Origin of the sequence: Ciceribacter azotifigens (assembly GCF_048159625.1) — a bacterium.
GTDB lineage: Bacteria > Pseudomonadota > Alphaproteobacteria > Rhizobiales > Rhizobiaceae > Allorhizobium > Allorhizobium azotifigens.
Genome location: NZ_JBLQTA010000007.1, coordinates 187,478 through 208,691 on the forward strand (window position 1 = coordinate 187,478; position 21,214 = coordinate 208,691).

General features: G+C 60.3%; 22 protein-coding genes and 1 pseudogene. 11 read left to right on the forward strand and 12 right to left on the reverse strand.

The genetic code is table 11. From position 1 onward, the window contains the following. Positions 1–13: 13 nt before the first annotated feature. Entirely contained in the window at positions 14–439 is a 426-nt protein-coding gene (locus ACM6UT_RS12775; protein ID WP_416797720.1) for an EF-hand domain-containing protein, read from the reverse strand. Positions 440–675: 236 nt separating this feature from the next. Between ACM6UT_RS12775 and ACM6UT_RS12780 the strand changes: the two genes are divergently transcribed. The 7 genes and pseudogenes from ACM6UT_RS12780 to ACM6UT_RS12810 all read left to right on the forward strand — a co-directional run. Continuing rightward, positions 676–1,113, forward strand: a complete 438-nt coding sequence (locus ACM6UT_RS12780; protein WP_416797721.1) for an EF-hand domain-containing protein — start codon at positions 676–678, stop codon at positions 1,111–1,113. A gap of 44 nt (positions 1,114–1,157) precedes the next feature. Continuing rightward, positions 1,158–1,538 carry a hypothetical protein gene (locus ACM6UT_RS12785; protein ID WP_416797722.1) on the forward strand — a complete coding sequence of 127 codons (381 nt, stop codon included), beginning with the start codon at positions 1,158–1,160 and terminating at the stop codon, positions 1,536–1,538. Between the two features lie 6 nt (positions 1,539–1,544). Then, positions 1,545–2,165: an RNA polymerase sigma factor gene (locus tag ACM6UT_RS12790; protein ID WP_416797723.1), complete on the forward strand. Its 621-nt coding sequence runs from the start codon at positions 1,545–1,547 to the stop codon at positions 2,163–2,165. Next, on the forward strand, positions 2,162–2,611 hold the full coding sequence (locus ACM6UT_RS12795) for a hypothetical protein (protein ID WP_416797724.1): 450 nt from the start codon (positions 2,162–2,164) through the stop codon (positions 2,609–2,611). The genes ACM6UT_RS12790 and ACM6UT_RS12795 overlap by 4 nt, the downstream gene beginning before the upstream one ends. Then, complete coding sequence (locus ACM6UT_RS12800) at positions 2,608–3,018, forward strand: periplasmic heavy metal sensor (RefSeq protein ID WP_416797725.1); 411 nt, start codon at positions 2,608–2,610, stop codon at positions 3,016–3,018. Before ACM6UT_RS12795 ends, ACM6UT_RS12800 begins: the two co-directional genes overlap by 4 nt. 87 nt (positions 3,019–3,105) lie before the next feature. Next, the gene (locus tag ACM6UT_RS12805; RefSeq protein ID WP_416797726.1) at positions 3,106–3,666 is read left to right on the forward strand and encodes a GNAT family N-acetyltransferase; all 561 of its coding nucleotides are present in this window, start codon (positions 3,106–3,108) and stop codon (positions 3,664–3,666) included. A 1-nt stretch (position 3,667) separates the two neighbouring features. Further along, positions 3,668–4,192 (forward strand): annotated as a pseudogene (locus ACM6UT_RS12810) (DDE-type integrase/transposase/recombinase); the annotation flags it as partial. A gap of 182 nt (positions 4,193–4,374) precedes the next feature. Here ACM6UT_RS12810 and ACM6UT_RS12815 read toward each other — a convergent pair. The 8 genes from ACM6UT_RS12815 to ACM6UT_RS12850 all read right to left on the reverse strand — a co-directional run bounded on the left by ACM6UT_RS12815 (position 4,375) and on the right by ACM6UT_RS12850 (position 11,558). Beyond that, a complete protein-coding gene (locus ACM6UT_RS12815; RefSeq protein ID WP_416797727.1) occupies positions 4,375–5,103 on the reverse strand; it encodes an SDR family oxidoreductase in 729 nt (242 codons plus the stop codon). A gap of 23 nt (positions 5,104–5,126) precedes the next feature. Then, positions 5,127–5,855 (reverse strand): SDR family oxidoreductase, encoded by a 729-nt coding sequence (locus tag ACM6UT_RS12820; RefSeq protein WP_416797728.1) that lies wholly within the window; start codon positions 5,853–5,855, stop codon positions 5,127–5,129. 26 nt (positions 5,856–5,881) lie between these two features. Further along, positions 5,882–6,952, reverse strand: coding sequence for an ABC transporter ATP-binding protein (locus ACM6UT_RS12825; RefSeq protein ID WP_416797729.1), 1,071 nt, complete (start codon positions 6,950–6,952; stop codon positions 5,882–5,884). Between the two features lie 83 nt (positions 6,953–7,035). Next, positions 7,036–8,076, reverse strand: a complete 1,041-nt coding sequence (locus tag ACM6UT_RS12830; RefSeq protein ID WP_416797731.1) for an NAD(P)-dependent alcohol dehydrogenase — start codon at positions 8,074–8,076, stop codon at positions 7,036–7,038. A 4-nt stretch (positions 8,077–8,080) separates the two neighbouring features. Next, positions 8,081–8,284, reverse strand: coding sequence for a DUF2160 family membrane protein (locus ACM6UT_RS12835; protein WP_416797732.1), 204 nt, complete (start codon positions 8,282–8,284; stop codon positions 8,081–8,083). A gap of 4 nt (positions 8,285–8,288) precedes the next feature. Then, entirely contained in the window at positions 8,289–9,122 is an 834-nt protein-coding gene (locus ACM6UT_RS12840) for a carbohydrate ABC transporter permease (RefSeq protein WP_416797733.1), read from the reverse strand. Next, positions 9,119–9,997, reverse strand: coding sequence for a carbohydrate ABC transporter permease (locus ACM6UT_RS12845; RefSeq protein ID WP_416797734.1), 879 nt, complete (start codon positions 9,995–9,997; stop codon positions 9,119–9,121). Before ACM6UT_RS12845 ends, ACM6UT_RS12840 begins: the two co-directional genes overlap by 4 nt. A 130-nt stretch (positions 9,998–10,127) precedes the next feature. After that, positions 10,128–11,558, reverse strand: coding sequence for an extracellular solute-binding protein (locus ACM6UT_RS12850; RefSeq protein ID WP_416797735.1), 1,431 nt, complete (start codon positions 11,556–11,558; stop codon positions 10,128–10,130). Between the two features lie 244 nt (positions 11,559–11,802). Between ACM6UT_RS12850 and ACM6UT_RS12855 the strand changes: the two genes are divergently transcribed. Further along, positions 11,803–12,735: a helix-turn-helix domain-containing protein gene (locus ACM6UT_RS12855; protein ID WP_416797736.1), complete on the forward strand. Its 933-nt coding sequence runs from the start codon at positions 11,803–11,805 to the stop codon at positions 12,733–12,735. A 134-nt stretch (positions 12,736–12,869) separates the two neighbouring features. On the opposite strand, the gene ACM6UT_RS12860 is transcribed toward ACM6UT_RS12855, so the two are convergent. Both ACM6UT_RS12860 and dinB read right to left on the reverse strand, forming a co-directional pair. Next, the gene (locus ACM6UT_RS12860; RefSeq protein WP_416797737.1) at positions 12,870–13,175 is read right to left on the reverse strand and encodes a hypothetical protein; all 306 of its coding nucleotides are present in this window, start codon (positions 13,173–13,175) and stop codon (positions 12,870–12,872) included. Between the two features lie 326 nt (positions 13,176–13,501). Further along, positions 13,502–14,593: a DNA polymerase IV gene (dinB, locus tag ACM6UT_RS12865; RefSeq protein WP_416797738.1), complete on the reverse strand. Its 1,092-nt coding sequence runs from the start codon at positions 14,591–14,593 to the stop codon at positions 13,502–13,504. Between the two features lie 257 nt (positions 14,594–14,850). On the opposite strand from dinB, the gene ACM6UT_RS12870 reads away from it, so the two are divergent. The 3 genes from ACM6UT_RS12870 to ACM6UT_RS12880 are packed head-to-tail and all read left to right on the forward strand — an operon-like array spanning position 14,851 to position 20,310. Then, positions 14,851–15,612, forward strand: a complete 762-nt coding sequence (locus ACM6UT_RS12870) for an ImuA family protein (RefSeq protein WP_416797739.1) — start codon at positions 14,851–14,853, stop codon at positions 15,610–15,612. Beyond that, the gene (locus ACM6UT_RS12875) at positions 15,533–17,047 is read left to right on the forward strand and encodes a Y-family DNA polymerase (RefSeq protein ID WP_416797740.1); all 1,515 of its coding nucleotides are present in this window, start codon (positions 15,533–15,535) and stop codon (positions 17,045–17,047) included. Before ACM6UT_RS12870 ends, ACM6UT_RS12875 begins: the two co-directional genes overlap by 80 nt. Beyond that, a complete protein-coding gene (locus tag ACM6UT_RS12880; protein ID WP_416797749.1) occupies positions 17,047–20,310 on the forward strand; it encodes an error-prone DNA polymerase in 3,264 nt (1,087 codons plus the stop codon). Before ACM6UT_RS12875 ends, ACM6UT_RS12880 begins: the two co-directional genes overlap by 1 nt. Before the next feature lie 153 nt (positions 20,311–20,463). On the opposite strand, the gene ACM6UT_RS12885 is transcribed toward ACM6UT_RS12880, so the two are convergent. After that, positions 20,464–21,214, reverse strand: a 751-nt coding sequence (locus tag ACM6UT_RS12885; RefSeq protein WP_416797741.1) for an SOS response-associated peptidase, incomplete at its 5' end; no start/stop codon positions are given.

A 21,214-nucleotide genomic window follows, 5' to 3' on the forward strand; every position in this document is an offset into this window, starting at 1 on the left:
CGAGAGGCGACGCTTAGCGTTGACGAAGCGCCCTGAGTTCGGCGCGGGATAGTTCGCGGTCGCCGTTGCTATCAGCACGCAGAAGCCTATCAGGAAGGAACTGAGCGAATTCCACCTTTGTAATTCGGCCGTCGCCATCCACATCCATCCGGCCACCCTGTGGTACCAGGCCGTCCGCAGTTGCCATTTGGACTCTGCCGCCCTCTCTTGCGCGTTGAAGGGCAGCTTGTGCCTCGCCACGGTCGAGCACGCTGTCTCGATTTGTGTCCAGGCGATCAAACAGGGCGGCGCGCGCCGCCTGGATCTCGGTAAACTGCAGCGCTCGGTCTCCGTTTCTATCCATTTGGCGGTGGACCTGACGGGCTTTTTGCCCGTCCCCGGCGCAAGCACTGCCGGTCGCGAATACGACCACGACGCAAGCCAGCAATTTGAGGTTCATTCTGTTCTCCCTTTCCTCAAGTGGGATTGGCATCAACCCGAGTTTCTACGCGCGAGAGCGGGAGCTCCTACGCGTCGCGCCGGCCTTTTTCTCTTGGAGAGCCCTCAGTCGGTGGCCATACGCGAAGCCTTCGGGAAATCGGCGCATGATGGCGTAGGAGGTGAGCCAACGGTCCGTATTGGTCGGCGTAGCTGCCCATCGGCAGACCAGAACCAACGAACCGAAGGAACTTCGCGATGGAACTGGCCCCATATGCGTTGATCGCGGCGGTGGCCGCCGCGACCACCCTGCCGGCGTTCTCGGCTGAGGCAAGAACGGCACCGCCCATTCTCCAGAGGCTCGACGCGAACAACGACGGTGCTGTCTCACGCGATGAGATCGTTACGGGGCGCGCCAAACTCTTCGCTCGCATTGACGTGAATGGCGACGGTGTAATCGACGAGGACGAAATGGAATCACTCCGCGACGCAATCATGGATCGCGCGACGGCGATGCAAGCGCGTCTCGGAAACCGGATGCGCCGACTCGACACGAATGGCGATGGAAAGGTCTTCAGAGACGAGTTTCGTGCTCGCACGCTCTTCTTCGATCTCGCCGACCGGGACGGAGACGGAAAGCTGTCTGCCTCCGAATTTCTAGTAATCCGCGGCATCATGTTGAACCGCCGAGGTTGACCGGCGCCGCGGGCAAGAATTGGATTAGCACCAAGGAGTTCATGATGATTTTGTCTTGGAAAAGAACCTTCGCCTCGCTCGGCGTTGCTCTCCTGTTGGGTTCGCCCCCCGCCATGTCCGCCGAATGGACCCGTGATACGCGGAACGGCGGCCACGTCACGCGCAACGTCACGAGGGATGGCAACGTCTATTCCGGGCAGACGACGCGCGTCGGATCAAACGGGGCGACCTACACGTCGAAATCGACTTGCCGTGATGGCGTCGTCGATCGGTGCCGGCGCAGCTATTCAGCAACCGGGCCCGACGGTCGGACCTATTCCGGCGACACAGTGACGGCGCGTGGCCCCCACGGCGTGCGGTCGATCGGTGTGCATACCGGCCCGCGCGGAAACGTTGGTGTCGGTTTTCGTCGTCGCTGGAGGTAAGAGCGCGTGAGCGAGGCGAGTGCCCCGGAAATCGCAAGACTGCTGGAGCGCCCCGACGACGAGGCGCTGCTCGCCCGCGTGGCAGCGGGCGAGCAGTTCGCCCTCCGGCAACTGATAGATCGGCACGGACGCGGCCTCCGCCTATTCGCAAGACGTTACCTTGGCGGTCCCGATGAGGCGGAAGATGTTGTGCAGGACGTCTTTGTTTCTGTCTGGAAGAACGCGAAACGTTTTGATCCCTCGAAAGGTCGCGCGGCCACATGGATCTATCGGATCGCGGCAAATCGATGCATCGACGTCAGGCGTTGGCGCAAGTTCCGCATATTCATTGGATTCGAGGAGGCCCATGAAGGATTTCCTTCTGAGGATCCCGACGCCGATGCATGGATAGGGGCGCGGCAGGAGTTGGCCATTGTCCGCGCCAGCCTCGACAAATTGCCGGAACGGCAGCGTATGGCGCTGCTTCTCCGTGCGGTCGCCGATTTTGACGTTCCCGCGATCGCCGAAGCGATGGAGACGAGCGCCGGATCAGTGGAACAACTGCTTGTCCGAGCGAGGAGAACACTGCGTGCCCAGCTTTCGGAGGCTGGGGCGTCGGAAGCACAACATGAAAGGAAAACAATATGAACAGGGGCGAGTTCGAAGGATTGAAGCTCAGGTTTGGAGAGGACCTCTCTGCATGGCCGGCGCCCTTTCAGAGCGAGGCGGTGTTGTTTCTGACGGCGCATCGCCACGGTCCGCTCAGTGAGGATGAGACGCTCGACCGCCTTGTACTTGCGGCGGCGATGGAGCGGACTGACGAGCGTGCTTTGGCTCGCAAGGTAATGGCCAGGATTGCACAGCCGAAGCGTCGCACATTCGACCTAATCTTCGCAGTTGGATCATGGTCGATGCCTGCGACAGCAGCGAGCATGGCTCTCGTCCTCACCGTGTCCACGTTGGGTGGCTACATCACGGCGGGCAGGCGAGCGGAGATCTCGGACAATGCCCTCATGGCTTTCGCCGTTGGCGTCTCTCCTTCCGAGATTGTCGAGACCACTTCCGTCACACGTAGTAACGGAGGCCGCCCGTGAAACGGTTTTCGTGGCTGCGAACTGCTCTGTTCGCCGTCGTTGCAGCATCGCTGGTCGGTAACTTCTTTTCGTTCGGATATGTGCTGAAAAGCCAGCGCGATATGCCGGCGATGTCTGTTCTCGCGGATAATGCCTTCACAGCATACCCCGACGAAGTCCGTGTTGAATTCCGGCGGCTGCTACGTGAGAATAAATCAAAATCCGTTGCAGCGCTTGCCAGACTGCGAGAGGCGCGTCGGCAGATGGCGTCAGCCGCCGGCTCATCGCCATTCAATGAGGCCGACGTTGCGAAATCGATGGCCGAAGTGCGTGAGGCAACTCAATCACTCCAGCGCCTGATGCAGGACCTTCTGTTAGAAGCCCTCCGCACAGTCGACGGCGCTAAATCTCAAAGTGAGCCCAAATGACGCCGGCCTGGAGACGACACGGCGGCACGAAACGAAGCTAGCTTACTGTTGATCGAATTTCAGTTGAATAAAGGCTAACGGCAAAAGATGACAAAGAAGTACATTCCGGCGGGTCGTATCATCCTCCGCGACTTTGTTGATGAGGATCGAGCTGCCTTCGTCGGCTATCAAACCGATGCCCGCTATCGCGCGCTCTATGATCTAGACAATGAGACTTCCGAGCGCGCTAATCACCTATTCGATTTGTTTTTAAACTGGCAGATAGATACGCCGCGAATGAGATTTCAACTCGGCGTATTCGACCACCACGGTGAGCTACTCGGTAATGTCGGCCTGCGCCTCTCTCGTCCGCGCGAAGCCGAGGCAGGTATCGAACTTAGCCCTGACAATTGGGGCCGCTACCGACTGGCACTGGATGCAATCGTAGCGCTTCTGCGATTCGGATTTATCGAATTGCGGTTGTCACGGATTTATGGGTTTACAGCGAGCGGCAATCGTCGTGTCGAGCGCCTCGCACGCAGCCTCGGCGCTGAGATCGTGAGGCGGCGCGACGGGCCGGACTGGATGGCAAAGCGCGGCTGGTGCGAGGTCGAGTGGGAATTGTTGGCAAGCCAGCATCAGAAACGCGTCGTGGGCGAGGCAAACTGATCGCCTCAGCGCGTCCGACAACGGCGCTCCATGCCCACTCGACCGAGTGAACCGGCAGTTCTTTGCTCCAGCGCCAAACATGTTGCTGCTTTCGGATTTCACCTATGTGGCGACCTAGCAAGGCTTCGTCTTTGTGGCCTTCGTCATCGATGCCCTCGACCAGGCGCTTCATGACCGGCGGCCCGTTCATCGCGGCGGGCTGGTTCATCATTCCGACCGCGGTTCGCAATACGTATCCATTCGCTATTCTGAGCGGCTGGCGGAGGCTGGTATCGAGCCGTCCGTCGGAAGCGTTGGCGATAGTTGCGACAACGCTCTCGCCGAAACGATCAACGGCCTTTACAAGGCCGAGGTCATCCATCGGCGGGGACCGTGGCGAAACTTCGAGGCGGTGGAGTTCGCCACGCTGGAATGGGTCGACTGGTTCAACGACCGCCGCCTTCTGGACCCCATCGGCGACATACCACCAGCCGAGGCCGAACAACGGTACTACGCCATGCTGGACGCATCAGCCATGGCCGCCTAACTTGAACGAAACGGTCTCCGGTAAAGCCGGTGCGGTTCAGTCGCGCCGTTCCGACAAACTTGATGCGACGACGAGAATACTTGGTCGACAAAAATGCATCCCGATACGATCGCTTGTTCGTTATCGCAGACCTATGGCGTGGAACCCGAATGAGATCCCCCCGATGACTCGGTATTCCCTAACTACACGTCGAAATTGGTCGGCAAGACAATCATGTCCCGGATCGTGACGTTTCGCGGGCGGCTCAGCATGAAGATGATGGCATCGGAGACCTCTGATGGCTCGATCAGACTTCCATTAGCTTTTGCCTTCTCAAGGTTTTCCTTCGGCCAATCAGCAAGAAGAGCGGAAACGACCGGGCCGGGCGAGACCTGACTGACCCTGATGCCGTGGTTCTTCAACTGCCGTCGCATGATCTGGACGAAACTGGTGATCGCCCATTTGGAGCTGGAATAGACCGGCTCCCATGGGATCGGCGCGTGGCCGGCTACGGAGCAGGTAACGAGAATGTCCCCTGTTCCCCGCTCGATCATATGCGGAACGATGTCGCGAACGTTCTTCATCACGGCGTTGATGTTGAGATTCAGCATCCGATCCATTGCCGCGGTATCGGTATCGACCAGATCCCCGCCAATGTAGGACCCTGCATTGCAGTGCAGGATATCGACGTGATCGACCTTTGCCAGGATTTCGGGCACCATGGCTGCACAACTTGCCGCGTCCAGAAGATCGGTGACTTGTGTCACTACGGCGTCGCCGAACTCGACTGCGTACGTTTCCAGCGCCTGTTTGTTGTAGTCCACCATCACGACCTTGGCGCCGGCATCGACCAGGGCACGGGTCGTCGCCAGCCCGATACCGGAAGCTGCACCGGTGACCGCAGCGATCTTTCCTTCGAGTAGTCTAGTCATTGTCTTGTCTCGCCTCTTGGTTTTCAGACAGCAAGGAAGCCGCCGTCGACTGGCAGGACTGCGCCACTGATCATGGACGCGTCCTCTGAAATAAGCAGTGCGATCGAGCGTGCGATATCGTCGACCTCTGCAAAGCGCGCCATCGGGTGGCGAACAATCATCGGGTCACGTTTGGAAGGCTCGGACCACGCCTTCGCGGCGAGCTCCGTCATGGTAACCGTAGGCGCCACCGCATTGACCCGGATCCCATGGGGGCCGAGTTCCTTGGCCATGACACGTGTCGCGCCTTCCAGTCCCGCCTTCGACGCGGCGTAAGCCACGTGATCCGCGAAACCGCGATGTCCGGCGATCGAGGTAATATTCACAATCGTCCCGCCGCCGCCGTTTGAAATGCGGGCCCGCGCGAACTCTTGCGCACAAATCAGCGCGGCCCGCAGGTTGATACCAAGAACCTGCTCATAACCCTCTTCCGTCATATCAATGACGCTTTCCAGCACGTTGGTTCCCGCACAATTGATCAGCGCGTCTGCCAGTCCCGCCTTCTTCATGGCGGCGCGTGCCGCTGCATTGTCGGCGAGGTCGACCGAAATTACAGTCGCGCCGAACTTTGCCGCCAGATGATCCAGATCGGCCGGCGAACGGGACAAGGCTATGATCCGTGCGCCGCGATGGGTGAGAAGTTCAACGCATGCACGACCGATGCCCTTGCCAGCACCCGTGATGATGATCGTTTTGCCTGTAAAGTCCGACACGGCTGATCCTTTCCGATGCCTGCTGCTCAGAACGCGAGTCTTTGGTCGGTTTGCTTGTCGAACACATGGACCGAGGCAGGATCGACATCGAGCCGTATCCTGTCGCCTGGCTTCAGCGCATGGCGCTCGCGAAAGGCGCACAAGATCCGCTGGCCAGCCAATTGGGCTGCCAGGAGAATTTCGGCTCCCGTCGGCTCGATCAACTCGACAGTCGCCGGTACGCCCGTGTCGCCTTTCGACAGTATCCACTGGTCGGGACGGACGCCGTATATGACCTCCTGGCCATCACTTGCCCGCATGCCTTGTGGAAAGGGAAGGGCCGACCCATCAGCGAGCCGGGCTGAGTTCATCGAAAGATGGATTGTGGCCGGTAGCATGTTCATCGCCGGCGATCCGATAAAGCCTGCGACGAAGGTGTTTGCCGGCCTGTCGTAAAGCTCCAGTGGCGCACCGATCTGCTCCACCTTGCCGTCGCGAAGCACGACAATACGGTCCGCCATGGTCATGGCTTCAATCTGGTCATGCGTGACATAGACGGAAGTGGCGCCGAGCCGCTGATGAAGAGCCTTGATCTCCGAACGCATGTCCACGCGCAACGCGGCATCCAGGTTTGACAGCGGCTCGTCGAAAAAGAATGCCTTTGGGTTGCGAACCATCGCGCGCCCCATGGCAACACGTTGTCGCTGGCCTCCGGAGAGCGCTTTCGGATATCGGTCGAGATAGGGCGTCAGCCGCAACATTTCGGCAGCCTTATCGACCTTGGCGTTGCGATCCGCAAGATTGTCGCCGCGCAACTTTAGCGCGAAGGCCATGTTCTCCCGAACGGTCATGTGCGGATAGAGCGCGTAGTTCTGGAACACCATCGCCACATCTCGATCCTTGGCGGCGATGTTGTCTACGCGATGTCCACCAAGCTTGATCGTGCCGCCGGTAATCTCCTCAAGTCCGGCAAGCGATCGCAGCAGCGTGGATTTGCCGCAACCGGAGGGACCAACCAGTACCACGAACTCACCGTCGGCTATGTCGAACGAGATCTTGCGCAGCGCGTGATAGGAGCCGTAATGCTTGTCAACCTGGTCGAGCTCGATCGTCGCCATTCGTCAATCCTTAGTCAGTTGTGGCGGCATGGCCGCCGATTAGTCTGGATGGGTGCACTGAGATCTGTTTTTGCAGGTTCATGCTACCTCCCAAGTTCGATCTGGATCTTCACGGAGGACGGCTTCGGTCGCACGGCGTAGTCGAACGCTTCGATAGCATCCTCGAAGGCGTAGGTATCGGTGATCAGCGCATCGACATTGATCTGGTTCGATCCCAATAGTGCGACGATGCGCGGGTAGACATGGGCGTAGCGGAACACGTGTTCGATGCGCAGTTCCTTGGTCTGGGCGATGACGACATCGAGCGGGACCGGCTTTACGGGCATGCCGACAAAGACGATGGCTCCACCGGGGCAACCATGGTGTACCGTGTCTGCGATCACTTCGGCCGCGCCGGAACATTCGAAGACGACATCGACGCCCCAGCCGTCCGTTTCACGGGCTATGATACTCTTCAGGTCCTGCGAGCGGACGTTGACCGTCATGACGGCAGGACCGAGCTTGCGCGCCACGGCAAGCTTTTCATCGACAACGTCGGTAACGATAACTCTGGCGCAGCCAGCCGACAGGGCTGCGATCGCCGTTACCATGCCGATCGGCCCGGCACCCGTAACCAGCGCAATCGCACCGGGCGTCAGTCTCGCTTTGGAGATTGCATGAAATCCGACAGCCAGCGGCTCCACCATGGCGCCGGCGGCGTAGGAGACATTGTCCGGAAGCTTGAAGGTGAAGGCCGCCGGGTGGACCACGCTCGGTCTCAGTACGCCATGCACCGGCGGCGTCGCCCAGAAGCGCACGGCGGGATCGAGATTGTAGAGACCCAGCCGCGACGCGCGACTTTGAGGGTCTGGAATGCCGGGCTCCATGCAGACGCGGTCGCCGACTTTCAGGTTCTGGACCGCGCTGCCGACCTCTTCGATGATCCCGGCGGCTTCGTGCCCGAGGATCATCGGCTCGCGCACAACGAACGGGCCGATCGCTCCGTGCGTGTAATAGTGAACATCCGATCCGCAGACGCCAACGGTCTTGATGGCGATGCGCACGTCGGCGGGACCGAGCGACTCCTTCGGGTCCAGGTCGCGAATGCGAAGTTCGTCTTTACGTTCGAGGACGAGCGATTTCATGTCTTCAGCCTTTGCGGATAATGAATACGGCCAGCGCCAGGCAGATCACCGTCGCCACCCATAGGGGCAACACGCCCTCGAGGAAGCGCATCCATAAAAGATGTACCAGGATCAGGATCACGACCGAGATGAAGCCCCGGTCGAAGCCGTTGGTTCGGATCGGCAGGAATCCGTCGCGTTCGGTTTTTTGGGGTCGAATGCCAGCCATCGTCTTACCCTTTCAATGCGCCGAACGTGAGACCGGTCACGATGTGCTTCTGGACGAAGCCGAGCACGATCAGGGCCGGGAGCGTGGTCAGGAACGCCATCGCCGCCATCTCGCCCCAGTTCGTTCCGGTGACCGAGACATATTCAGCGAGCGCTGTCGTCACGGTTCTGGCGTCTGCCGACGACGTCAGGGTCGCTGCGAACAGGTACTCGTTCCAGGCGAAAATCCAGGTCAGGATGAACGTGACGGCCAACCCCGGCCGCGCCAGCGGCAGGATGACGTTGGACAGCACTTGCCCAGTTGTCGCACCATCGACGCGCGCCGCTTCGTCAAGCTCCAGCGGGATGCCGTCGAGCATGCCCTTCAACAGCCAGATGGCGAAGGGCAGATTGAAGACGCAATAGAGGAGGATCAGGCCGGTCTTCGTGTCGAACAGCATGAAATTGCCGAACGCGAACCACTTGGTGAACAGCAGGAAGAGCGGCAGTAGAAACACGGCAGGCGGTGCCATGCGGTTGGTGATCAGCCAGAAGAATACGTTGTCACCGCCGCTGATCCTGTAACGCGACAGGCCGAACGCCGCGAGCAGTCCTAGCGCGCAGACCAACGCTGCATTTGAGGTAGCCACGATCATCGAATTCCAGAGATACTGCAGGAAGGTCGAGCTGTTCAGCACCGCCAGGAAATTGTCCCAGTAGAGGTCGTCGATCAGGAACGACTTGGAATAGAGCTTCACGCGTGGACGCATCGAAACAACGAGCATCCACCAGACCGGAAGCAGTGTCAGAATGGTGAGGCAAATCCAGAGGATGAAGGAGCCTAAGCCTGAGCGTCTCATTGCACACCTCCCTTGCGGCCGGTCATTGCGACGAACAGGAGCCAGCTCAAAACGATCGTGACGTAGAGCGTCAGCAGTGACATGGCCGCGCCGTAGCCGTAATCAGTCTTCGGAAAGACGTTGATCCAGATATGAAGGCCAATGAAGCGGGTCGCCTCGGCCGGACCACCCTTCGTCAGCATCCAGATTTCATCGACGGAGCGCAGCGCGTCCATCAGCCGAATGAACACGGTTGTGAGGAGCACCGGCTTCAACATCGGAACGATCACGTACCAGAAAATCTGCAGCTTGTTACCGCCGTCGATCTGCGCCTGTTCGAGCGGTTCCTTCGGCAAGGCGGTCAGCCCTGCCATCAGAGATAGCGTGACGAAGGGTGTCCAGTGCCATAGGTCCATGATGATCGCCGTGGCGAAGGCGTCGTAGGCACTGGTCGAGATGTTGTAATCGATCCCGAACCACAGTTTCAGATAATAGGGCACGATGCCGAAGCCGGGCACGCAAAGCAGCCGCCAGGTCGCGCCGACTGCAATCGGCGCGACAACGATTGGCAGTGTGTGGATCGTGCGGAAGAACTGCCGGCCCCAGAGGCGGTCCGCCATCAGCGCGCGGGCCAGCACATAGCCGAGCAACAGTTCGCTCACCACGACCACGAATGCAAAAACCAGGGTGCGCGCAAGCGAGTTGAGGAACGTCGCGTCAAAAACAAGGTTGCGATAATTCTGGAGGCCGGCCCAGCGCAGCGTGGGGTCGATCGCGTTGGTGTTCCAGTCGAAGAAGCCGACATACAGGATGTAGATGAAGGGAATGAACCCGACAACGAACAGGATTAGTGTGGCTGGTGCTAGAAACAGCCATCCGATGTTGGATTGTCTCATCCTACGCTCCGTCAGATCGTCCTTGGAATTAATTCGACCACCAGCTTTGTGAAAAAGCCCGCGACTGCAGTGAGGAAAGAGGCGGTCACCTTGTTGAAGGCGACCGCCAACCGCCGGGAGGGACGATTTTCTACTTGCGGTAGCCGAGCTTCACGAGCTCAGCTTCGGCTGCGGTGGCGGCCTGGTCCAGCGCATCGTCCGGCTTGATATCACCGACGATGGCTTTGTAGATGAACGGCGCGACGACCTGCAGCACTTGCGAGTGGAACGGGTATGGCGGAGCACCGGCGAACAGCTTTCCATCGTCACGCATCAGCGTGTAGTAGCCGTTCATCTTCTTGTCCTGTTCGACGATCTTGGGATCGTCGTAGGTCGAGTTCATGACGATGCGGGAGCCGGCAAGCGCCCAGTCGGTCTGAACGGAAGCCTGTCCGATATATTGCAGGAAGAGCAGCGACGCGTCCTTGTTTTTGGACGAATGCGGGATGCCGAAGGCGCCGCCATCATAGTAGCCGATATACCCTTTGCCGGAGGCGGCTGCTTCCATGACGCCCGCCTCGACTGGCGGCAATGCCACTCCCACCTTGCCGACGACGGTTGATTTGCTTTCGTCGGTGGCGATCCAGGCAGCGTTTTCACCGTATACGAGCCCTTGGGCTGCGCGGCCGGCGGCAAATGTCCCGGCAACTTCGTCCCAAGTCGACGACGTCGATTCCGGCGGCGCGTATTTCAGCAGATCGACCCAGTAGTTCAGCGCCTTCTTCGCGGCGGCGGAGTTCATCTGGCCGCCGTTGGCTTCTGTGGCCGCGAAGGTCGTACCGTCGATGCCCCAGTTGTAAACGCCGAAGGTCGGCGCAATCGATTCGAAGAATTCGTAGAATGCAGCGGGGTGGCTCGACGAGGCCTGTACTGTCGTTCCCCAGAGCTCCTTGTCTGCGCCGTACTCGGTGAAGAACTTGGCGATCTGGGTGTATTCTTCGTGCGTCGTCGCGGGCTTCAGATCCGCACCGGTCGCATCCTTGTACGCTTTCTGGATCGCCGGATCCTCGAAGAGATCCTTGCGGTAAAGATAAGGCTTGATGAACGCTTCCATGGGGACGCCCATGACATCGCCCGACTTCGGATCCTTGAAGTAGTTCAGGAATGTGGTGAAGTTCTCCGGCTTGAAATCCGGCGAAGCGATCTTTTCGTTATTGGCGAGCGACTTTGTGATATCGACCAGGAAGTTGCGGGCCAGATATGTATATACGATGTCCTGTTCGATGTAGACGAAGTCATAAATGCCGGTATTGGCCTCCATGTCCTTGATCGCCTTGTCGTACATCTGGTCCCAAGAGGTGGCCTCGAACTCGACCTTGATGCCGGTCTCTTCGGTGAATTTCGGACCAAGCACCTGCTCGACGTATTTCGAGGCTGGGGTCGATTCCGAGATGCCCCGGATGGTCGCGCCCTGATAGGGCTGGGCGGCAGTCTTCCACCAGGAATCCTGAGCAAGAGCGGTTGAACTCCAAAGGCCAAGCGAAATGAAGCCGACACTCGCGGCTTTGACGAAACTGTTCATTGTTCTCCTCCATTTGCACGCAGAATCGGTCCGGTTGTGCGGTTCCTATACTGTCCTCCAGCCCGCTCAACGGACCTCAATAGTTGTAGAATGAAGGGGTGGACACAAGCGCGGCCGGTGCGCAATACTGATACTCTCATGCGCGAAATGCCGCATAAATTGGTGGATTTTTGTGTGCGTTGCACAATTCAATATCGGTCGGTAGCGCATTTGGCATGTCGGAGTGCACTGGAGGGGGTTTGCTATGTCAATCGTCTCGCCGACGGTCGCGAGATTTGAATATGTGTTGACCGGCGCGGACGAGTCATTCCTCTGGCGTCGCGATGATTATCCTTGGGAGCGCAATGTCTGGAATTTCCACCCGGAGGTGGAGATTCACTACATTTCCAACGCTAGCGGCGTCCTACTTGCAGGCGATCATGTCGGCGCATTCACGCCGGGCCATATTTCGTTGATCGGCAGCAACCTGCCGCACGATTGGGTTACGCCGCTCGGACCCGATGAGCGTATTCCAGGACGCGACATCGTCATCCAGTTTCTGCCGTCCAAGCTGGAGCAGGCTTCTGCCTTTCTCCCGGAGCTGGCGGGGCTGCGTGACTTTTTCATCCGTGCGCAGCGTGGGCTTTCTTTCAAGGGTCGGGCGAGGGAGAAGGCGGAGGCGCTGATACTCGACATGGAGTTCCAGACCGGCTCGGCACGCCTTTCGACCTTCCTGTCATTGCTCTCGTTGCTGCGGGACACTGACGAGGTCGATACGCTTTCTTCGGAGGCCTATGTGCCGGACTTGAGCTATGGTTCTCTCGAAGCCTTGCAACAAGTCTTCGCGTATATCTTTGCCAACCTCTCGGAGGACATCCGCTTGCCGGACATGGCTCGTATGGTCGGCATGAGCGATAGTTCCTTCTCGCGATTCTTCAAGAAAAACAGCGGCAACAGCTTCACTGACCACGTCAACAAGCTTCGAATCTGGAAGGCGGGTCAGCTATTGACGGACACCTCGCTGCCAGTAACGGACATATGTTTCGAGGTGGGCTATCGCAATCTGTCGAATTTCAACCGGATGTTTCTCCGCCACCACAACTTGACGCCGACAAAATACCGGAGACTTTCCACCAACCGCAGAATTGTTCCCTTGCCTCAGACAGGGGCAGACCAGCTGCCTACGCGGTCAGTCTAGCAACTGGTCAATGAGGCGCACGCGGCGGAGATGTATCCACTCCCTACGACTTCGATATGCCTGGACTCGGAACTACTCCTTTCCGACGCGACGGCGCCGTCAACGAATACGCATTTCCAAGTCTGGTAAATTGTTCAAAGCATGGGTACTCGGCAACACTCTCCCTCGTTGATGAGTAGACATTCGCCGCGGGACGTCGACGGGATGATCACGGTTCGTACTCGCTGCGCAGGACAAAAGCGTCCATCATGCAGGATCTGGAATCGGCGCGGGTCGTCTGCGGTCGCAATATCTGGTGAATGCCCGAGGAAGGTCGCCAGGCGTCGAATGTCGCGGAGATAGCTGCGTTGCGTTTCGCCTGAGAAACGCCGTTTGTTCATGTCGTCGATCAACCGCTGGTGCAGCGGGCTGATAGGTGGGTCGAGTTGGGAATGCCGCATGATTAGGCTCCTTGTTGAAGAAGCTCGTCATGCTCCGCCCTTGCCGGACGACGTTTCATCTACACGTGACCTTCAGCCTCCACCCGCTACGATAACCACAGACCCCTCCCGCGCAGCGGCTTCGGTCTTCGGCCCACTTCAGCCGTTCCTGCTGGGCTAAGTGCAGCTTTTCCGCAGATAGATTGCGTGTAGGAAAATTGCAGATCACCGAGTCGCCGGTCAGGGATATCTCAAGGCGTCAGATTGCGTACATAGCCGTGATCGATGCAATATCTGGCTCAACGGACTGGTTCGCGAGCACGATATCTTGCGGTCGGCGCCTTTCATCAGAACACGAGCCGCAACTGCGGTTCCACTACCGGTGTTCGCCGTTCCAGTGACGAGAGGGTGACGCCCAAGAGGCGTATCCCTTTTTTCGGCGGGAAGATCGGCACGAGAAGCAGGTCAACGATGTCTTCAAGTTCGGCCATCGCCGACAGAGCTGCGGGAAAGGTTCTGCTGCGAGTGATCTGGCTGAAATCGGCATACTTGACCTTGAGCGTCACCGTCTTGGCCCCGATCTCATTTGCCTCACAGTAACGCCAGACTTTCTCGATCAGTGGCTGAAGCCCCCAGCGTGCCGGCCCCAAGGAATGAATGTCCTCGGCGAAGGTGTCTTCGGCGCCGACGGATTTCCGCACCCGGTCCGGGCGGACCTCACGATTGTCGATACCGCGGGCGATCCCATAGAAATATGGTCCCGACTTCCCGAAATGCTGAATGAGAAATTCGAGCGTCTGCCCCTTGAGGTCCGCGCCGGTCTCGATGCCGAGCCGATGCATCCGTTCGGCCGTCGCCGGTCCGACTCCGTGGAACTTCTTGACCGGAAGCTGGGCGACGAAGCCCGGTCCATTCTTAGGTGTGATGACGGCTTGACCATTCGGCTTGTTGAGGTCGCTCGCCATCTTCGCCAGGAACTTGTTGTAGGAAATTCCCGCTGAAGCATTCAGTCTCGTCGCCGCCTTGATCCTGGCGCGGATTTCCGCGGCAATCTCCGTCGCAATCTCCATGCCTTTCAGGTTTTCGGTGACGTCGAGATAGGCCTCGTCGAGCGACAACGGCTCGATCAATGGCGTGTATTCGGCGAAAATCATGCGGATTTGCGACGAAACAGACTTGTAGACGTCGAAGCGGGGCGGCACGAAGATCAGGTCCGGGCATTTGCGCTTGGCCGTCACCGAGGGCATTGCCGAGTGAACGCCGAATTTGCGCGCTTCGTAGCTTGCTGCCGCCACCACGCCACGGGCGGCAGGACTGCCGACAGCGACCGGCAATCCTCTCAGCTCGGGATTGTCGCGCTGCTCGACCGATGCGTAAAAAGCATCCATATCGATATGAACAATCTTGCGCGGCCGACCCTGGCCTGGGTCGCTTGTCATGGACTGGCTTCCATCCGGCTTATGAACCGAAATGCGGAACGTACGTGTCGCATCTTCACCGTCTGGCGCCGGCACGCGATCGCATGCGAAAAATTTCCTCTCCCGTCATCGATTTGAATCTCTTTGCGGATTCATGGGGCTTGGACCGCCTCTCAACTTTGGCGGGTCATGCGTGCATTGACTCATGCTCGTCATCGGAACAAATACAGAACATATCCCCTTTTCTCAAGCCGAAAACGGGTTGCCGAAAGACGATCATGACTGCCGCCACCGCCATTTCGAGCTCTGTCCTCAACGAGTTGCGCGAGAAGATCGCCAGCCTAGAGGGTATGGGCTCACGTCATCGAAGCGTTCTGCCTTTCGGCGTACCGCAGATCGATATGCGTCTACCGGGCGGCGGTCTTGCCACCGGCGCCCTTCATGAGGTCGCAGGCGGCGGCAACGGAGCGATCGACGGGGCAGCGGCGGCACTCTTCGTCGGCGGCATCGCTGCCCGGACCACCGGCAAGGTCGTCTGGTGCCTCACGCGCTTCGACCTGTTTTTTCCCGCGCTCGCCCAGGTCGGGCTTCACCCCGACCGCGTGATCTTCGTCGAATGCGACAAGGAGGAGACGCTGCTCGCCAGCTTCGAGGAGGCGCTACGCTACGGCGGCCTCGGCGCGGTTGTCGCCGAACTCGTGCGCCTGCCGATGACGGTGTCGCGCCGGCTGCAGCTTGCAGCGGAAAAGTCGGGCTCCTTGGGCCTGGTGATCCGCCGCTGGCGGCGCCAGACCGAAGCATCCGACTTCGGCTCGCCGACCGCTGCGGCAACGCGCTGGCGGATTTCGGTGCTGCCGTCCGAGGCGTTGCCGGTGCCGGGCGTCGGACGGGCACGATGGCTGGCGGAACTGGTCCGGGTGAGAGCAGGAGAGAGCGCAGAATTTGTCATAGGTGCATGTGATGGTCAGGGTCGTATCTGTTTTTCTTCCGACACTGCCGACGGATCGGGTGAGACGCGCCGATCCTTCGCTACCCGTTGAAACGCCGTTGGTCGTAATTGCCAGAAGCGGTTCGAAGCGATGGATTGCCGCGGCTGACAAGGCCGCTCTCCAGCTCGGCCTTCATGTCGGCATGCCGGCGGCCAAGGCACAGGCATTGGTCCAGCAACTGATTATGATCGATGCCGATCCGGTGGCGGATCGAACGGCTCTCGAACGTTTGACGCTCTGGGCCTTGTCGCAATATTCCCCTGTCGTTGCCATGGACCCTCCGGACGGGATCGTCATGGACACCGAGGGCGCCGATCACCTTCAAGGTGGCGAGGACCTGATGCTCTCCGGCCTCGTCAACCGCTTCCGCGCGCGGGGTCTTGCGGCCTGCGCGGCCATTGCCGACACTTGGGGCGCCGCGCATGCGCTGGCCCGTACATCCGGTCGCGAAACTGTCATCGTACCGCGCGGCGAGACTGCGAAAATCGTAAGCCGCTTGCCGCTTTCGTCGCTGCGCCTGCCGGCCGAGACCGTTGCGGGTCTGCGCGTGCTCGGCTTTGTGACGATCGGCGATCTCGCCGGACCCCCCCGCGCGCCCCTGACCCTTCGCGTCGGCCCGGAGGTCGGGCGCCGTCTCGACCAGATGTTCGGCAGGGTCGCGGAACCCATCGATCCGATCCGGCCGGCCGATCTGGTCGAACTCCACAAGTCTTTTGCCGAACCGATCGGCGCTGTGGAAACCATCGAGAAATACGTCAGCCGGCTGGTGCGCCAGCTCTGTCGCGAGCTTGAGCAGCGCGGGCTCGGCGTGCGTCGCGCCGACCTCGTCATTCACCGCGTGGACAACACCATGCAGGCACTCCGGGCCGGGACCGCGAAGCCGGTCCGGGATGCAGCCTGGTTAATGAAGCTCTTCCGCAATCGCTTCGAGAGGATCGAGCCGGGCTTCGGCATCGAGAAGCTCAGCCTGGCCGCGACGCTTGTCGAGCCTCTCGGCGAGGTCCAATCCGCCTCTTCGCTGATCGAGGAGCAGGTAGCGGATGTGACGCCGCTCATCGATGTGCTTGGCAATCGTGGCGGCCAGCGGATTTTCCGTGTCGCACCGGTCGCAAGTGACGTACCCGAACGCAGCGTCCAGCGGATTTCACCGATGGCGGATGAAGTGGGTGCCACCTGGCCGCTGCATTGGCCAAGGCCGCCGCGGCTTCTGGCCCGTCCCGAGGCGATCGAGGTCATCGCCGTGCTGCCGGACCATCCGCCAGCCTCTTTCACCTGGCGCGGCAAGCGTCGGCGGGTGAAGCGCGCTGACGGTCCGGAGCGCATATTCGGCGAGTGGTGGAAGCGGAACTCCGAATGGATCGCGGTGCGCGACTACTTTGTCGTCGAGGACGAGACGGGGGAGCGCTTCTGGATCTTTCGGTCAGGCGACGGTGTCGATACGCAAACGGGATCGCACGATTGGTTCCTGCATGGGATCTTTGCGTGATGCGCTACGCCGAGCTTCAGGTGACGACGCATTTTTCCTTCCTGAGGGGCGCGAGCTCGGCCGAGCAACTGTTCGCAATGGCAAAACTGCTCGGCATAGAGGCCCTTGGTGTCGTCGATCGCAATAGCCTTGCCGGTATCGTCCGGGCGCTGGAGGCGTCGCGGACGACGGGTGTGAAACTTGTCGTGGGTTGCCGGCTCGATCTTGCCGACGGCATGTCGATCCTCGTCTATCCGACCGACCGCGCCGCCTATTCGCGGCTGACGCGGTTGCTGACCCTGGGCAAGGGGAGGGGCGGAAAGGCGAACTGCATCCTGCACCGCGATGACGTCGCTCTCTTTGCCGAAGGCCTGATTGGCGTTCTTGTTCCGGACCTGGCCGATGAAGCCTGCGCCGTTCAACTCAGGAAAATGACCGAGATCTTTGGCGATCGTGCCTACGTCGCGCTTTCCCTGCGCCGCCGGCCCAACGATCAGCTGCGGCTGCATGAACTTTCGAATCTGGCGGCAAGGCACCGCGTGAAGACCGTCGTCACCAACGATGTGCTGTTCCACGAGCCCGCACGCAGGCAGTTGCAGGACATCGTCACCTGCATCCGGACAGGAACCACCATCGACGATGTCGGCTTCGAACGCGAACGGCACGCAGACCGCTATCTGAAACCGCCCGACGAGATGGCGCGGCTCTTTCCCCTCTACCCGGAAGCCATGGCGCGGACGATGGAGATTGTCGAGCGCTGCAGGTTCTCGCTCGAGGAGCTCGTCTATCAGTACCCCGAAGAGGCCCTGATCCCGGGCCTGTCCGCCCAGCAGTCGCTGGAGCATTACACATGGGAAGGTGTGAAAATCCGCTACCCGGAAGGCCTGCCGGCGCATGTCGAGAAGACCATTCGCCATGAGCTCGCGTTGATCGAGACCATGAAATACGCCCCCTACTTCCTGACCGTCTTCTCGATCGTCCGTCATGCCCGATCGCAGGGGATCCTTTGCCAGGGCAGGGGGTCGGCGGCCAACTCGGCCGTCTGCTACGTGCTTGGAATAACGTCCATCGATCCCGACACCAATGATCTCCTCTTCGAGCGTTTCGTCTCCCAGGAGCGCGACGAGCCGCCCGACATTGACGTCGATTTCGAGCATGAGCGCCGCGAGGAAGTGATCCAGTGGATCTACAAGACCTATGGCCATGACAAGGCCGCTCTCTGCTCGACCGTCACCCGTTATCGTGCCAAGGGCGCCATTCGCGATGTCGGCAAGGCGCTGGGCCTGCCCGAGGATCTGATCAAGGCGCTTTCCTCCGGCCTCTGGTCCTGGTCGGAGGAGGTCAGCGAGCAGCAGCTGCGCGACCTCGGCCTCAATCCGGCCGACCGTCGTCTCGCCCTCACCCTGAAGCTCGCGCGGCAGTTGATGGGAACGCCCCGCCATCTCGGACAGCATCCGGGCGGCTTCGTGCTCACCCATGACAGGCTCGATGACCTGGTGCCGATCGAGCCGGCGACGATGGCCGACCGCCAGGTGATCGAATGGGACAAGGACGACATCGAGGCCCTTAAGTTCATGAAGGTCGACGTGCTGGCGCTCGGCATGCTGACCTGCATGGCCAAGGCCTTCGCCCTGATCCGCGAGCACAAGCATCAGGAACTCGATCTGGCGACAATCCCCCAGGAGGATCCTCCGACCTACGCGATGATCCGTAGGGCCGACACCCTGGGGACGTTTCAGATCGAGAGCCGGGCCCAGATGTCCATGCTGCCGCGCATGAAACCGAGGACCTTCTACGACCTCGTGATCCAGGTCGCCATCGTCCGGCCCGGTCCGATCCAGGGCGACATGGTGCATCCCTATCTTCGCCGTCGCGAAGGCAAGGAAAAGGTCGAATACCCGACCCCTGAACTGGAGGCGGTCCTGCATAAAACCCTGGGTGTGCCGCTGTTTCAGGAGTCGGCGATGAAGGTGGCGATGGTTTGTGCCGGGTTTACCGGCGGCGAAGCCGACCAGCTGCGCAAATCCATGGCGACCTTCAAGTTCACGGGCGGTGTCTCGAAGTTCAAGGACAAGCTTGTCTCGGGAATGGTCCGGAACGGTTATACGCCGGAATTCGCCGAGAAGACTTTCAGCCAGCTCGAGGGCTTCGGCTCCTACGGCTTCCCCGAAAGCCACGCCGCGTCCTTTGCGCTGATCGCCTATGCCTCCAACTACGTGAAATGCCACTTTCCGGATGTCTTCTGTGCAGCACTTTTGAACGCGCAGCCGATGGGCTTCTACGCCCCCGCGCAGATTGTGGCGGATGCGAGGAAGCACGGCGTCGAGGTTCATCCCGTCTGCATCAACCACTCGCGCTGGGACTGCACGCTTGAACCGATCGACGACACCGGCCGCCATGCGGTCCGGCTCGGCATGCGTCTGGTGCGCGGCCTGGCAACCGCCGATGCGGCGCGCATCACTGCCGCTCGTGCTGACGAACCCTTCACATCAGTGGACGACCTGTGGCGACGTTCCGGTGTGCCCGTTGCATCCCTTGTCGAGCTGGCTGACGCCGATGCCTTCCTGCCGTCTCTCGGTCTTGAGCGGCGCGATGCGCTCTGGGCGATCAAGGCGCTTCGTGACGAGCCGCTGCCGCTCTTCACCGCCGCGGCGGAGCGCGAGGCACGAGCCGTCGCCGAGCAGCAGGAGCCGGAAGTCGAGCTCAGGCAGATGACCGAAGGCCACAACGTCGTCGAGGACTATAGCCATACGGGTCTTACACTCCGCCAACACCCACTGAGCTTCCTGCGCAATGACCTCGCCAAGCGGCAGATCGTCACCTGCGCCGAGGCGATGCGAGCGCGCGACGGGCAATGGCTGATGACAGCCGGATTGGTGCTGGTGCGCCAGCGACCAGGTTCGGCGAAGGGCGTGATGTTCATCACGATCGAGGACGAGACCGGGGTGGCGAACCTCGTCATCTGGCCGAAACTCTTCGAGCGATCACGCCGGGTCGTGCTCGGTTCCAGCATGATGGCGATCAACGGCCGGATCCAGCGGGAAGGAGAGGTGGTGCATCTGGCCGCCCAGCAGCTCTTCGATCTTTCGGCCGACCTGTCGAGCCTTGCCGAACGCGACGGAGACTTCCGGCCCCAGACCGGACGCGGCGACGAGTTCGCTCATGGCTCTCCGGCAAGACCCGATCCTCGCGAACGGTCCGTCCCGGGTGTCCGGGCAAGGGATATGTCCACCCCGGATCTCCATATCGATACGCTGAAGATCAAGAGCCGGAATTTTCACTGAGTTGCAGTATGCCTAGGCGGCGAGGCTTCCACAGACAAGGCGACATATGCGGCGCATCCAAGAGCGCCAGCGAGATGGTGATGGAGATGCTGGCGAGCTGCGAGATCATCATCAGGATTATCAGGGCAGCCAGGGCTCATCGCAGCGTGGTGGTCACGCGGCCTTCAGCAGCACGAGCGCGTCGGCGGGCAGGGGCCGTTGCAGCGCCTTTGCTTCTTCCCAGGGCGCCGTCAGCCATGTCTCGATCTCGTCGGCGCTTCGCAGGATGACCGGCATTGCCTTCGGGTGGATCGGTGCCACGATCGCGTTCGGCTCGGTCGTCAGGAAGGCGAAGAGGTCGCAGGTGATCAATCCTTCCTTGACCTTGCGCACGCTCTCCCACTTAGGCACCCAAAGCCCGGCGAAGAACATCAGTGGTTCGCTGTCGTCCCCGGCAAACCAGGCGTTCGGTGTGCGGCCACCCTCGACCTTGCTGGCGGGATCCGGCTCGGCAAAGCGGGTGAACGGGACGGCACAGCGGTTCTCGATGCCGAGCCACCGCGTCCAGTGCTTACTCGCGGTATTGCGGATGTTCGTTGTCCCGCCGTCCGGCTCCATTCTCAGCAGCTCCTGAAAATCGACGTCCTTGCCCTTGGCGCGGAGCTTGTCCGCTCGCTTCGATGCTGCCTGAAACAGTGCCTGCTTCGAGCTCGGCAGGCCCCAGCGCACGCGGGCGAGTTCGCGCTCGCCGTTGTGGTTGCGGACGATAGGGGCAATCTGGTCGGGATAGATGTCGAGCGAAGGCTCGAGATTGCCGAGGCGGTCGAAGGCCTTGGTCAGGGCGCGAATGGCTTCCTGGTTGGTCGTGATGTTGTAGAGGTTGCAGATGTGGACGGCTCCTCCCTCGTCAGGATTTGAGTATAGG